Source organism: Algibacter mikhailovii, from assembly GCF_014651495.1.
In the GTDB taxonomy this organism is placed as follows: Bacteria; Bacteroidota; Bacteroidia; order Flavobacteriales; family Flavobacteriaceae; genus Algibacter_E; species Algibacter_E mikhailovii.
This window is the reverse complement of the sequence record NZ_BMWZ01000004.1, coordinates 88,112-102,774: the sequence shown is the minus strand read 5'-3', so window position 1 is coordinate 102,774 and position 14,663 is coordinate 88,112. Positions and strand designations below refer to the sequence as shown.

The 14,663-nt window shown below is 33.9% G+C and carries 9 protein-coding genes; 3 read left to right on the top strand and 6 right to left on the bottom strand.

What is annotated here, in order from left to right:
- Nucleotides 1–130 precede the first annotated feature (130 nt).
- The 4 genes from IE051_RS09155 to IE051_RS09140 all read right to left on the bottom strand — a co-directional run bounded on the left by IE051_RS09155 (nt 131) and on the right by IE051_RS09140 (nt 6,340).
- On the bottom strand, nt 131–1,279 hold the full coding sequence (locus tag IE051_RS09155) for an SMP-30/gluconolactonase/LRE family protein (protein ID WP_189360485.1): 1,149 nt from the start codon (nt 1,277–1,279) through the stop codon (nt 131–133).
- 448 nt (nt 1,280–1,727) lie between these two features.
- On the bottom strand, nt 1,728–5,084 hold the full coding sequence (gene secA, locus IE051_RS09150; protein WP_189360484.1) for a preprotein translocase subunit SecA: 3,357 nt from the start codon (nt 5,082–5,084) through the stop codon (nt 1,728–1,730).
- Between the two features lie 166 nt (nt 5,085–5,250).
- Nucleotides 5,251–5,472: a DUF2795 domain-containing protein gene (locus IE051_RS09145; protein WP_019387375.1), complete on the bottom strand. Its 222-nt coding sequence runs from the start codon at nt 5,470–5,472 to the stop codon at nt 5,251–5,253.
- Between the two features lie 295 nt (nt 5,473–5,767).
- Nucleotides 5,768–6,340, bottom strand: coding sequence for a cob(I)yrinic acid a,c-diamide adenosyltransferase (locus IE051_RS09140; RefSeq protein WP_189360483.1), 573 nt, complete (start codon nt 6,338–6,340; stop codon nt 5,768–5,770).
- Nucleotides 6,341–6,497: 157 nt separating this feature from the next.
- On the opposite strand from IE051_RS09140, the gene IE051_RS09135 reads away from it, so the two are divergent.
- A complete protein-coding gene (locus tag IE051_RS09135; protein WP_189360482.1) occupies nt 6,498–8,495 on the top strand; it encodes a DUF5723 family protein in 1,998 nt (665 codons plus the stop codon).
- Nucleotides 8,496–8,525: 30 nt separating this feature from the next.
- Here IE051_RS09135 and IE051_RS09130 read toward each other — a convergent pair whose 3' ends face one another.
- Nucleotides 8,526–9,299 (bottom strand): O-methyltransferase, encoded by a 774-nt coding sequence (locus IE051_RS09130; RefSeq protein ID WP_189360481.1) that lies wholly within the window; start codon nt 9,297–9,299, stop codon nt 8,526–8,528.
- A 96-nt stretch (nt 9,300–9,395) separates the two neighbouring features.
- Nucleotides 9,396–11,258: an ABC-F family ATP-binding cassette domain-containing protein gene (locus tag IE051_RS09125; protein WP_189360480.1), complete on the bottom strand. Its 1,863-nt coding sequence runs from the start codon at nt 11,256–11,258 to the stop codon at nt 9,396–9,398.
- Between the two features lie 105 nt (nt 11,259–11,363).
- Between IE051_RS09125 and IE051_RS09120 the strand changes: the two genes are divergently transcribed.
- The gene (locus IE051_RS09120; RefSeq protein ID WP_189360479.1) at nt 11,364–12,158 is read left to right on the top strand and encodes a polysaccharide biosynthesis/export family protein; all 795 of its coding nucleotides are present in this window, start codon (nt 11,364–11,366) and stop codon (nt 12,156–12,158) included.
- A 3-nt stretch (nt 12,159–12,161) separates the two neighbouring features.
- Nucleotides 12,162–14,642, top strand: a complete 2,481-nt coding sequence (locus IE051_RS09115) for a GumC family protein (RefSeq protein WP_189360478.1) — start codon at nt 12,162–12,164, stop codon at nt 14,640–14,642.
- Nucleotides 14,643–14,663 lie beyond the last annotated feature (21 nt).

The following is a 14,663-nucleotide window of genomic DNA, read 5'->3' as shown; positions in this document are numbered from 1 at the left end:
CAGGATTATTTGTTGAACGAAGGTAGATGTTATCGTCTAGATAATCAAGTTGGTGGAAAATAACAATCACAAAAAATCCTGATAGAACTCTATCAGGATTTTTAACTACTAAATATTTTGAGATTAAGGTTTATTTCAGAACTATTTTGTTATGTACAGCAGAACCATCTTTGGTTGTTAATGTTAATATATAGATATTACTCTTAAGGTTTGTCCCTAAATCAACCTTTATAGAATTATTAAATCTTTCAAAATTATAGCTTCCAATTTTTGCGCCAAGGTTATTGTACAATATAATTTCATCTATTTCTGTGTTTCCAACTTCTATGTTTACGATGTGATCTGCACTAGGGTTAGGGAATATATTAAATGAATACTTTTCATTTTTGTCAAGACTTAAACTTGACTCAGGTAAATCAAACGGATGCTGGAAACCTGTTACTCCTGTAAAATCAATTTTATAAAAATCATTTGGTGCTGTTACAAAGAGTGTGCTTAAATCACTTCCCCCAAAGGTGCAATTCGTAATGTTTTCGTCAAATGCAATCGAATTTATTTTGGTTCCAGAAGCGTCAAAAATTTGAAGTGATTTTTTGGCAGTAACATATAAGTTTCCATTAGTATCTATGGCCATACCGTCTGCGAGTGATCTAGTATCTGTATTGTCATAATCTGTTAATGTTGCAAAAACACTTTTATTGCTTATTAAACCTGTACTTGGGTTAATATCAAATTTATAAATATCATAGCTTTGAGAATCACTTACAATTAGAGTTTTACCGTCGTTTGAAATAATGACGCCATTCGGAAAATTAAGTGTGTTATCAATTAATGTCTTTGTTCTGTTTGGTTCAGGACTTATGTAATAAATTTCTTTTGTATTGGGCGTTGAAACATATATTCCTCCCTCTTTGTCAATACATAAGTCATTTGGATTAGTAAATCCGTTGGCATAAGTTTCAAGCAGAACTCCTGTGGTAGTTTTTTCAGTTACTTCGCCCCTTTGAAATTCGCAAACAATAAGATTCATGTCTTTATCAAACATTAAACCATTTGTTCTTCCTGTTGCGGTGTAAGCCGTGGAAAATGTGTTATCTGTTATAGAATATATTTCCACCTTTCGTGTTTGAATATCCGAAAAATAAATTTTATCATCTCTATCCCAAACAGGACCTTCTGCAAAACCAAATTGTCCGGAGCTTAATTTTACAGGGGTTTGAGCAAAAATTTGAAGACATGATCCTAATAGAATGGTAAGTAAGTGTAATTTTGTTCTCATAGTTAAATTTTTGTACGAAATTATACTTTTATGAAACTGCCTATTTATCATAAATTACCCCTTGGTAGATATTTTTTACCCTTGATTATTATAATATATAGGGCGATTTTTAAAAGAATCGAGAAGAATTCTTAATTAGTTTTTTTATGATGTTTTGGTTTTACCAGGCTATGTGATTGGTTTTAATTTTGGAGCCATTTGGGGTAAAATAAAAGTGTTTAGCACTTAATTATTTTGAATCCGAAGCAATTTTACATTAATATTTACAGTCATTTGTTATATCCTTTTAACCCCATTCTTAATAAAGGTCTTTCCTTTCCAGGAGTTAAATAATAGAGAATCATATTTACCATTATTAAATTCATAATTAATGAGAATAGGGTATAAAAAAATCCCGATAGATAATATCGAGATTTTTATTAGTAAAATTTCTATTTTTTCTAGAACACTAGTCTTCAACCAATACCCATTCTCCTTTGGCTATTAAAGGTTCTGCTTGTTTGTATTTAACGGTTTTACTTTCTCCGTTCATAACATGCTTTATTGTAACTCTATCATTACGACCAATTTTTGGTTTATCGCGAACAATCGTTTCAATAACCTCTTGTTGACGTTGGGTATTACCTGCAGCTCTATTTTGAGCCGAACGTTCATCCAAGTTCGGAATTTCGTCTTTTTGAGTTTGCAAGTTTTCTTTTTTACGCGTTTGTCTTGCTTCGTGAATGGTATCCTTAGTTTCTTGTGGTAATTCACCTTTAAATAAAAATGATATAACATCTTTATTGACTTGGTCAATCATGGCTTTAAATAATTCAAAAGCTTCAAACTTATAAATTAAAAGCGGGTCTTTTTGCTCATGAACGGCTAATTGTACCGATTGTTTTAACTCATCCATTTTGCGTAAATGCGTTTTCCAAGCATCATCAATAATGGCCAAGGTGATGTTCTTTTCAAAATCGGTGATTAACTGTTTTCCATTAGTTTCATAAGCTTTTTCAAGATCTGTAACCACATTTAAACTCTTGACACCATCTGTAAATGGAACAACAATACGTTTGAATTTATCACCCTGATTTTCATATACATTTTTAATAACAGGGAAAGCAATATCTGCATTACGAGTCATTTTTTCTCTGTAATGTTCAAAAGCAGCTTTGTAAATTTTTGATGTAATTTCTTGTGCCGAAAGTTTACCAAATTCTTCCTCAGAAATTGGTGAACTCATAGAGAAATAACGAATCAATTCAAACTCAAAGTTTTTATAGTCGCTAGCTCCTTTATTAGTTTCAGCGATACCCTCCGAAGTATCGAAAATCATATTAGCTAAATCTACTCGTAAACGTTCTCCGTTTAAGGCATTATAACGACGTTTGTAAACCACCTCTCTTTGGGCATTCATGACATCATCATATTCTAATAAACGTTTTCTAACACCAAATTGATTTTCTTCAACTTTTTTCTGAGCACGTTCAATAGATTTTGAAATCATAGAATGCTGAATCACTTCACCTTCCTTCAATCCCATTTTATCCATCATTTTTGCAATTCGCTCAGAGCCAAATAAACGCATTAAGTTGTCTTCAAGAGAAACGTAAAATTGAGAACTTCCCGGATCTCCTTGACGACCAGCACGACCACGTAACTGTCTGTCCACACGGCGCGAATCATGACGCTCTGTTCCTACAATGGCTAATCCACCGGCAGCTTTAACTTCGTCAGATAATTTAATATCTGTACCACGACCAGCCATATTGGTGGCAATTGTTACTTGTCCCGCATTACCTGCCTCAGCGACAATATCTGCCTCACGTTTGTGTTGCTTTGCATTTAATACGTTATGAGGAATTTTACGAATACTTAACATTTTGCCAAGTAATTCAGAAATTTCAACCGATGTTGTACCAATTAAAACAGGGCGACCAGCTTGAGATAGTTTTGTGACCTCGTCAATTACTGCATTATATTTTTCACGCTTCGTTTTAAAAACTAAATCATCTCTATCGTCACGAGCAATAGGACGGTTGGTTGGGGTTTCAACAACATCTAATTTGTAGATTTCCCAAAATTCTCCAGCTTCAGTAAGGGCCGTACCTGTCATACCAGATAACTTGCGGTACATTCTAAAGTAGTTTTGTAAGGTTACTGTGGCAAATGTTTGTGTAGCATCTTCAATTTTTACATTTTCTTTTGCTTCAATTGCTTGATGTAGACCGTCAGAGTAACGACGCCCATCCATGATACGACCTGTTTGTTCATCTACAATCATTACTTTATTATCGATGACTACATATTGGGTGTCTTTTTCAAATAAGGCATACGCTTTAAGTAATTGATTTAAGGTGTGTATACGTTCAGATTTAACGCCAAACTCTTTAAATAGGTTTTCTTTTAGCGTTGCTTCCTCTTCTACAGCAAGTCCTTGTCCTTCAATTTTTGCAATTTCAATACCTATTTCTGGTAAAATGAAGAAATCAGGATTGTCTTTACCAGAAATGTATTCAACACCTTTGTCTGTTAATTCAACTTGATTATTTTTCTCTTCGATAACATAGTATAATTCGGCATCAATTTTAGGCATTTCCCTATTGTTATCCTGCATATAAAAGTTTTCTGTTTTCTGAAGAAGTTGTTTCACACCTTCTTCAGATAAAAACTTAATAAGTGCTTTGTTTTTGGGAATCCCTCTGTAAACGCGTAATAATTGGAAGCCACCTTCTTTAGTATCTCCTTCTTTAATCAGTTTTTTCGCTTCTGCTAAAACTCCCGTTAAATATTTACGTTGTACCGATACTATATCATCTACTTTGGGTTTTAATTCTGTAAATTCATGACGATCACCTTTTGGGATTGGACCAGAAATGATTAAAGGTGTTCGAGCATCATCCACTAGGACAGAATCTACCTCATCAACAATGGCATAATTGTGCGGGCGTTGTACTAAGTCTTCTGGCGAATGTGCCATATTATCACGTAAGTAATCAAAACCAAATTCATTATTGGTGCCATAAGTGATATCCGCATTATATGCTTTTCTTCGCGCATCAGAGTTAGGTTGATGGTGGTCTATGCAATCAACACTCAAGCCATGAAACTCAAAAATAGGAGCCATCCATGCACTATCACGTTTTGCTAAATAGTCATTCACAGTTACTAAGTGCACGCCTTTTCCAGCTAAAGCATTTAGGTAAACAGGTAAGGTTGCTACTAATGTTTTTCCCTCACCAGTTTGCATTTCAGCAATTTTTCCTTGATGCATAGCAATACCACCAATAAGCTGAACATCATAATGTATCATGTCCCAGGTTATTGGTTTTCCGGCGGCATTCCAAGAATTTGCCCAAACGGCTTTATCTCCTTCTAATAAAACGTATTCTTTTTCGCCAGAAACCATTCTGTCAAATTCATTAGCCGTTACGGCTATAGCGGTATTGTTTACAAAACGCTTAGCAGTCTCTTTAACAACTGCAAAAGCTTCAGGTAAAATGTCATTTAATACCTCTTCACTAATTTTATATGCATCGTCCTTAAGTTTATCAATATCTTGATAGATATCTTCACGTCTGTCTATGTCTTCAGTGTTTTCAGCTTCTTCCGATAAATTTGCTATTTGATTATCGATATCTTTGGTTGCTTCTGCTATTTTAGCTTTGAATTCGGAGGTCTTTGCTCTTAACTCATCATGTGATAAAGCTTCTAATGCTGCTTCAAAGGTTTTGATTTTATTTACTATGGGATTGATGGCTTTGACATCTTGTTTGGATTTGTCGCCAACAAATACTTTTAATACAGAATCTAAAAAACTCATGGGTTATATATTATATGTTACACCTTGCTTTCGCATGGTATTCTTTATTTTGTTATTTCATTTTTGTTATGCCTAAATCTAAGCATTCAAAGATACATTTGTTTAAAGATTAGGGCAAAAAAAAAGCCTCAATTCGAGACTTTTTTAACTATTCTTTATGCTTTATTTAATATTCATCTTCATTCCAGAGGTAGTCCTCATCAGTGGGGTAATCAGACCAGATTTCTTCAATAGAGTCATAAGAATCTCCTTCGTCTTCAATGGATTGCAGATTTTCAACAACCTCGAGCGGAGCACCAGTTCTAATGGCGTAATCTATCAATTCGTCTTTCGTTGCTGGCCAAGGTGCATCACTTAAATAAGATGCTAATTCTAAAGTCCAATACATGTGATTAAGTGTTTAATTTTGTGCAAAAATAATTTTTTAGTTTAAACACACAAGAAAAAAATGAATTATTTAATCATTACTTATAAGAACGTATCTTTTTGTAATCCAAACATCTAAAATTATTCACATAGCCCTGTCTATAAGACTAAAGCTATTCACTTAAGATTTTAATGAGAAACAATAATTTGTCTTTTGGTACTGAAAATTGAGTTAGCAATTATTATGACAGCTTCTAGTCCCATTGCGTTACTATTAATTCTTTAAGTGTTCTACCGGAAACTTTAGAAAAATTATGCTATTCTTTCTCAGGAATCCATTTAATTTCATCTGCTTGCAAATCAAAAGTCAACTTTCGTGCCAACACAAAGAGGTAGTCAGAAAGGCGGTTTAAATACATCAAACTATTGGGGTCAATCGTATCTATTTCATTAAGAGCTGTGGCTAAACGTTCCGCCCTGCGGCAAACACAACGCGCAATGTGACAGAATGACACCGTTTGATGTCCACCTGGAAGCACAAAATGCGTCATTGGCGGTAATGCTGCGTTCATGATGTCCATTTCTGTCTCTAATCCTTCAATATCTTCTTTGGATATTTTTGGAATGGTTAAACGTGACTTTCCATTCTTTAAAGTGGCTTTTTCCGGGTCGGTAGCTAGAATAGCTCCAACCGTAAATAGTTTATCTTGAATTTGTATAATTAAAGCTTTGTAGGCCTCATTAATATCTTGGTCTCTTATTAGACCTAGATAAGAATTTAACTCATCAACCGTTCCGTAGCTTTCAATGCGAATATGATGTTTGGGGACGCGCGTTCCTCCAAATAATGCCGTGGTGCCTTTATCTCCAGTTTTTGTATATATTTTCATGTTACGAAGTTATGGTATTTCAGAGAGCTTTACAATGGGTTTGTTCGTGTATTACTTGTAAATGAGAGCTTTGGTAATTAAATTTTATTGGTCATATTTGCAAAATGTTATAAACGAACATAGGTTTTGTTAAAACGAGACGATCAAATTTAGTCATATGAAAAGAATTATTTTATTATTTCTATTTCTTTCAACAACTTTTATAGCTAGATCTCAATCTTATATTGGTTTTTTGTCAGATAACTACAGCGGTGTGCACGCGGTAATTTCTAATCCTGCCCAAATAGTTGGGACCCCCTATAAATTAGATATTAATCTTATTGGCGCAAGTGCCCTTCTGGGTAATGATTATTATGGTGTAAATGTATTTGATGCTTTAAAGGATGATTATGATATTAATTTAGAGGCCAATAAATACCCACTCGTTGATAATAGGGCAGGGGCAAATGTCGATGTTTTGGGGCCTGCAGTTATGTTTAACCTCAATAGAAACAGCTCTATGGCCCTTTTTACAAGAGGGCGGTCTTTTGGAAATGTTAACAATATTAGTGGTAGTACCATTGAGGCCATTGCAGATAGTTCAACAAATGATTTTTCTATCAGTGAAGATGACATCAATGGTTTAGGTAATGGCTGGCTGGAATTTGGTGTAACATATGCGCATATCATTTTAAATAAAAATCAACATGTCTTAAAAGGAGGTCTCACCCTAAAGTATTTAAAAGGTGCGGGAAGTGCTTATGCAGTAGGCGAAAATGTGACTCTTGATTATGATTCTGAAGGTACAGATTTAGGAGGGGGTGAAACTACAGGGAGTATCTCTTCAACAGGCTTTCTTAATTATGCACGTTTTGCTGAATTTGATAATGAAAATTACAATTATGATTTGCCTAGTGGGGCCGATGGTTTTGGAAGCGATTTAGGTTTTGTTTATGAATGGCGACCAAATTATTTAAATATTGATTTGGATATAGATAGTCCTAAAAACAAGCAAAGTTCCTATAAATTAAAAATAGGGTTGACTGTAACCGATATTGGTTATGTGGATTATAAAAATGGTATTCGGCAAGGTTTTAATATTACTAAGGAAAATGTAAGTGAAGAAGATTTTGATAATGCCGAGGATTTAGGGTCATTTTTAGAGGCTAATTACACACTTACAAATTCTAGTAGAGGTTATAAAATTGATTTACCTACGGCATTACATTTAAATATTGATTGGATGTTAAAAAGTAAATTATTTTTAAACCTGAACACAGATTATTCTTTAATGTCTAAAGATAGAAGAACGGCGAATTTTATTTCCAATATTGTATCATTAACACCGCGCTATGAAACCAAGAGCTTTAGCTTTTATTTGCCTTTAAGTGTAATTGATAATAGTGGCTTTAGAATGGGGGCTGGTATAAGAACGGGACCATTCTATATTGGTTCAGGTTCTATTATCTCAGCATTGACTAGTAGCAACAATAAAGAGGCTGATATTTATGCCGGTTTCAAAATTGGTGTATTTGACAAGGATAAAAGTGATAAGGATGGTGATGGAATCATTGATAAAGAAGATGACTGTCCTAATGTAGCCGGGCCTGTTGAAAATAATGGATGTCCTTGGGGGGATAAAGATGGAGATGCTGTTTTAGACAATGTTGATGCATGTCCTGATGAATTTGGACCAGAAGAAAATAATGGCTGTCCATGGGAAGATACCGATGGGGATGGGGTGCCAGACAAAGATGATAAATGTAAGTTTGATGTAGGTACCGTTGCTAACATGGGATGTCCTGAGGCAGAGGTTACCGAGGCTGTTCAGAAGGAATTAAATGATTATGCTAGAGTTATTCTATTTAATTTTGGTAATGCAGAAATTAAGGCAGAATCAACTCAAACCTTATTGGAGATTGTAAAAATTTTAAATGAATATCCAAGTGCCAAATTTACTATTGAAGGTCATACTGATAGTATTGGAAGTTATGAGGTGAATCAGAACGTATCAGATGAAAGGGCTAAAGCCGTTAAAGCTTTCTTAGTGGATAACGGTGTAGACTCGAGTAGATTAACGGCCATTGGGTATGGAGAAAGAAAACCAATAGCGACTAATATGTACAAAGCAGGTAGGGCGAAAAATAGGCGTGTAGAGATTAATTTGGTGAAGTAGGGAATTAGTAAGATTTAGCTTTTTAGAATGTTAAATTCTAATAGTGAAGTCTTCTTTTGCTTGTTCGGTTCTAAAAAAAACGAATCCCCAGAAAAACGTGTCTATTGTAACGGTTACTTTTGGGTGTTTCTTAATCATTTCCCAGGCTTCTGTCATGCCTTGAGACCAATAGATATCATCAAAAATAAATACAGAATTGTTATTTGTATTATCAAGTAGGCTTTCAAAATAACTTAGGGTAGCTTCTTTTTGATGGTTACCATCAAAGAATACTAAGTCGTAAGTATTTGTTTTTAGGTTTTTAATTTCATTATTAAAATCGCCTGTTATTATTGATACATTGTTGATGTTATATCTTTTTAATTGGTTCGTAGAAAAAGTTGCGGTAGCAGGACAGCCTTCAATAGATGTTATTTTTGTTTTAGGATTGCCTAAACTAATGGCGTGAGTTGCTATTCCTAATGAGGTGCCCAGCTCTAAAACCTTATCAGGTTCCAAGTAATTAGTCAGTCTATAAAGAAGTTTTGCTCTTTTATTACTTGTTCCTGCTTTAGCTGCTATATTAGAAATATGGCGTTCTTTTTGTTTCATAACACGAGAGCCAGCACCTAAGTCAGATACTACTATTTTGGAGGTGTTCGTGAGTAGGGATTTTCTATAGTTTTTCAGTAAAATATAATCTTCAAAATTTGTCTGATCATAAAAACATTGAGTAACGAGGTTATAAACAAAAGGAGAATGCACCCCATGCTGATTGCTCGACCTCAAAAGAAATTTAATGTACTGAATTGTTTGATAGATCATTTAAGAAGTGTTCTTAAAAAGAAACGCACACTGAGATAGTTTTTTAAGTGAACGAATATTTTTATTGCACAATAATTGTGGGTCACTAATAGGCTTTTATTCTTCAAGTTTTGATGATAATTCAAACCAACGCTCTTCCTTTAAATTTATGGTATCAATGATTTTTTGTAAATCTTCAGACATTTTATTGATCTCATCCTGCGTTAAATCGGGGTTGTTAAATTTGCCTTCTAATTCTTTTTTATCGTATGCTAACGAATTTAGTTTGCTTTCAATATTTTTAAGCTCCTTTTCTTCATTGTAAGATAGTTTTAAAGCTTCATTTTTCCTTTTTGATTTTTTCTCTTTTTTATCTTCCTTGGTATTCGCAATAGCAGGTTTGCTATCTTCATACACTCTATAATCTGTATAGTTTCCGGGGAAATCTTCAATAACACCTTCTCCTTTGAAAATAAAAAGATGGTCTATCACCTTATCCATAAAATACCGGTCATGAGAAACCACAATGACGCATCCTGGAAAATCTAATAAAAAGCTTTCTAATACATTAAGTGTAACGATATCTAAATCGTTTGTGGGCTCATCAAGTATTAAAAAATTAGGATTTTGAATGAATACCGTACATAAGTACAGGCGTTTACGTTCACCACCACTTAGTTTTTCAACAAAGTCATACTGCTTTTTTCTACTGAATAAAAAGCGTTCTAGAAGTTGTTGTGCGCTAATTTGTCGACCTTTTTTTAGGGGGATATAATCACCAAATTCTTTTATAACATCAATTACTTTTTGCTCGGGTTTAATGGTAATGCCGTTTTGAGTGTAATAACCAAATTTTATGGTGTCCCCCTTAACTACCTTTCCCGAATCGGGTTGTGCTGTTTGTGTTAGTATATTTAGAAATGTAGTTTTACCGGTCCCGTTTTTTCCAATAATTCCGACGCGTTCGCCTTTCTTAAAGGTATATTCAAAATTATCGAGAATGGTTTTGTTTTTGTATGCTTTAGATACTTTATGAAATTCAAGGATTTTACTGCCCAGACGTTCCATATTCAATTCTAGCTGTACTTCATGGTCATTGCGTCGTTGATGCGCTCTTTGTTTGATATCGGCAAAGTCATCAATTCTAGATTTAGATTTGGTAGTTCTAGCCTTAGGCTGTCTACGCATCCAAGATAATTCTTTTTTGAACAGTTGTTTAGCTTTTCCAACTTCAACAGCTTCTCTTTCAATTCTAGCATCTCGCTTCTCTAGGTAATAGGAATAGTTGCCTTTGTAGCTATACATTTGTCCTTCATCCAATTCCAAAATTTCATTGCAAACGCGTTCAAGGAAGTAACGATCATGCGTAACCATAAAAAGCGTAATGTTTTCCTTGGCAAAAAACGCCTCTAACCATTCAATCATTTCTAAGTCCAAATGATTTGTAGGTTCGTCCAAAACCAATAAATCAGGTTTGTTAATTAATGCATTGGCTAAGGCGAGTCGTTTTTTTTGTCCACCAGACAATGCACCAATCTTTTGATTTAAATCTTCAAGTTTAAGCTTAAATAAAATTTGTTTGTAAAGCGTCTCAAAGTCCCATGCTTGGTATTGCTCCATGGCTTCAAAAGCGGCTTGGTATGAGTCTGCATCATCCGGATTTAAAAGCGCCTTCTCATAATTTGAAATAATTTTAAGAATGGGATTGTTGCTTGTAAAGATCGTTTCTTCTATAGTTAAGTCTGGATCAAATTTAGGGTCCTGTGACAAAAAAGAAACTGTTATGTCTTTTCTAAAAATGATGCTGCCACTATCTGGCTGATCTTCACCTGAGAGGATATTTAATATGGATGTTTTTCCGGTACCATTTTTAGCAACGAAGGCTATTTTTTGATTTTTATGTACGCTAAAGGAAATATCTTCAAAAAGAGAAAGCTCTCCATAAGATTTTGAAATGTTTTCAACAGTTAAATAATTCAATGGACATAGTTTTTTGCAAATAACGGATAAAAAACCAAAATTCCCGTTATTAGTTTTATTGTTCAAGGTGAAAACTTATATTTGTGAAAAATCAAAAGGGCTTAAATGAAGAGAAGTTTTCTCGTACTCATAGTATTGTTACATGTTATATTGTTTTCTTGTATTCCTACAAAAAAACTGACGTACATACAGCCGCCGGAAGAGGTTGTAGATTCTTTAATGGTGATTCAAGAACAGCAAGCACCTTATCGTATACAAGTTCATGATATTCTGAATATTAGAGTAAAGGCTCTTGATCAAGAAAGTGTACAAATTTTTAACCCGGTAGGTGAAGAAAACTTAAATGCAAATGGTGAAGAACGGGCATATTTTGATGGTTTTTCTGTTGATGTCCATGGTAATATTAGAATCCCGATTTTAGGGTATGTGAATGTGTTGGGGTATACCACAGAAGAGTTAGAAAAGGTTTTAGAAAAAAAACTTTTAACTGAACAATTTAAGGAAACCGCGAATATATTTGTATCAGTAAAATTAACAGGGTTACGTTATACTGTAAATGGTGAAGTTGAGAGCCCTGGTTCTCAAACGATATATGAGAACCGATTAAACATTTTTGAAGCACTTGCAAACGCTGGCGATATTACAATGGTTGGTAATAGAGAAGATGTATTAATTATTCGTCAATATCCTGAAGGTCAAAAAGTCCATCATCTAAATTTATTAGAAGATCAGGTGATGTACTCGCCATATTACTATATTCAGCCTAATGACATCATATATGTAAAGCCCTTAAAGCAAAAATCATGGGGAACAGGTTCAACCGGTAGAGAGACTTTACTTACTATAGTATCGACGTTAACTCTTTTAACAACTACCTTATTACTAATTGATAGACTTTAAGTTATGTTAGATTATGATAGTCATAATACAAATGATGAGGGTTTACATTTCTCATTCGATTTTCAAGGGTTCTTTTTTAAGGTTTTGAATTTTTGGAAAATTATAATTATATGCATAGGCTTGGGGTTACTCGGAGCATACCTAATTAGTACGAGAAAGCAGAATATTTACAAGTTAGGTTCACTTATTTCTATAGAAAACGATAGAAGTCCTTTTTCTACGGCAACTACAAGTATTTCCTTTAATTGGGGAGGTGTATCTGGAAAAGTGGGGCAGGTCATGACTAGTTTAAAAACGAGAACCCATAATGAAAAGGTAGTCGATTCCTTAAAGCTTTATATAGAGTACCTCAAAGAGGGGAAGTATCAAAAAATAGACGTGTACAAAAAGGTACCATATATCTTTAAACCGAATATGAAGGCTCCTCAGCTCTTAAACCAGTTTATAGGCATTCGTTTATTAAATGAAACAACTTTTGAGCTATTTACAGAGTTTGAGCAAGATCAAGGAAAAGGACAATTATATGGCTCTAAAGATTTTGAAGCCATTTACAATTTGCCAGTAGGCCCTTATACTAAAACATTTAAATTTGGTGAACCTATAAGACTTCCATTTTTGAATGGCGTTTTAGAGCTGAACAGCCTTGATGTTATTAAGCCCAATGTAGAGTACTTTTTAAGATTTAAGAACTTTGATCAAGTGGTTAATAGCTTTCAAAAGAGCATTAAGGTTGGACCTTTTGAGAAATCTACATCCATTATTGAACTGTCAATTATAGGTTATAATAAGAGTAAAATTGTTGATTTTTTAAATGCCACATCAACTATTTTAAGTCATACGGATTTAGAAAGAAAAAATGCATACGCTACCAATACCATTAATTTTATAGACAGCACTCTGACTTCTGTAGACCTAAGCATTAAAGACATGAGTCAAAAAATGGATAGCTTCAGAAGACAAAATGATATTATTGATGTAGAGGCTGATATGGAAAAAATATCTACTAGTTTACAAGTCTCTCAAACCCAGCAGGAAGAAATTAGGATGAAGCTCAACTATCTAAATTCTTTAGAAGTTTACTTGAAAACAGAAAGTGACTATTCTGGCATTGCAGCTCCGACTTCAGTGGGTATTGAGGAGGGTAATATCATAACTAGTGTCAGTCGAATTATAACCTTATCTACAGAACGAAAGACAAGAGAATATACCACAAGAGAGGAATCTAGCATTTTTAAGAATATTGACCGACAAATTGAAGCGGAAAAAAATGTGCTCATGGCTACTATTACTTCAACCAAAAGTACCTTGCGTTCCCAGTTAGAAAGTCTTTTAAAAAATATTACAAGTTTAGAAGGACGATTGTCAGAACTACCTAATGATCAACAAGAATTTTTAAAAATACAACGTCAGTTAAATATTAGTCAAGCGGCTTATGATCAGTATGTTGCAAGGAGAAGTGAAGCGGCAATTGCAAGGGCTGCAAATATATCTGATATAACAGTAGTTGACAATGCTAAAGATATTGGAGGGGGTTTAATTGGTCCAGATACTTCATTAAACTATATGATGGGGCTTTTGGCAGGTTTATTTGTACCCTTGGTTATTCTTTTTATTATCTATTTTCTAGATAATACTATTCATGGAGCAGAAGAAGTGAAACGTTTGTCACAGATTCCTATTTTAGGGGTGGTAGGGAAGGATAAACATAGAAATAATCTGGTGGTTTTTGAAAAACCTAAATCAGCTGTTGCAGAATCTTTTAGAGCGATTCGTTCTAGCTTACAATTTGTAATTAAAAACAATAATACGAAGCATAACGCGAGAACCATTCTTCTCACCTCTTCTATAGGTGGTGAGGGAAAAACATTTTGTTCAATTAACATGGCAACTATATATGCTATGTCAGGTAAGAAAACCATCTTAGTAGGATTAGATTTAAGAAAACCCAAAATATTTGGTGATTTTAATCTCTCCAATAAAAAAGGGGTCGTCAATTATTTGATAGAAGAACGAAGCTTAGAAGAAATAACAAATGAAACAGCCATAAAAAATTTTGATATTATAACAGCCGGACCAATTCCTCCAAACCCATCGGAGTTGCTTATAAGTGAACGGATGAATACTTTAATAAATGAACTTAGAGCTAAATATGAGATAATTATTTTAGATACACCACCGCTTGGAATTGTTACAGACGCTCAGGATTTAACAAAGTTTGCTGATACAAATATTTTTATTCTAAGATTAAATTATACTAAAAAGGGCATGTTACAATTTATTAACGCCAAGTATAGGTCTAGAGAAATTAAGAATTTAAGTTTTGTTTTAAATTTCTATAAACACAATACGAGTAAGAAAATGGGGAATAGCTATGGCTATGGCTATGGTTATGGTTATGGCGTTTATGGGAATAGTTATCATGAGCAAGGTGAAAAGTTAGGTTTTATTAAGAAAATGAAACAGCTATTCAAGAAAAAATCGTAATTACATAATAATTACAAATAG

Coding starts and splice junctions, on each gene's coding strand:
- IE051_RS09155 (WP_189360485.1), bottom strand. CDS start 1,279: ATGAGAACAAAATTACACTTACTTACCATTCTATTAGGATCATGTCTT.
- secA (WP_189360484.1), bottom strand. CDS start 5,084: ATGAGTTTTTTAGATTCTGTATTAAAAGTATTTGTTGGCGACAAATCC.
- IE051_RS09145 (WP_019387375.1), bottom strand. CDS start 5,472: ATGTATTGGACTTTAGAATTAGCATCTTATTTAAGTGATGCACCTTGG.
- IE051_RS09140 (WP_189360483.1), bottom strand. CDS start 6,340: ATGAAAATATATACAAAAACTGGAGATAAAGGCACCACGGCATTATTT.
- IE051_RS09135 (WP_189360482.1), top strand. CDS start 6,498: ATGAAAAGAATTATTTTATTATTTCTATTTCTTTCAACAACTTTTATA.
- IE051_RS09130 (WP_189360481.1), bottom strand. CDS start 9,299: ATGATCTATCAAACAATTCAGTACATTAAATTTCTTTTGAGGTCGAGC.
- IE051_RS09120 (WP_189360479.1), top strand. CDS start 11,364: ATGAAGAGAAGTTTTCTCGTACTCATAGTATTGTTACATGTTATATTG.
- IE051_RS09115 (WP_189360478.1), top strand. CDS start 12,162: ATGTTAGATTATGATAGTCATAATACAAATGATGAGGGTTTACATTTC.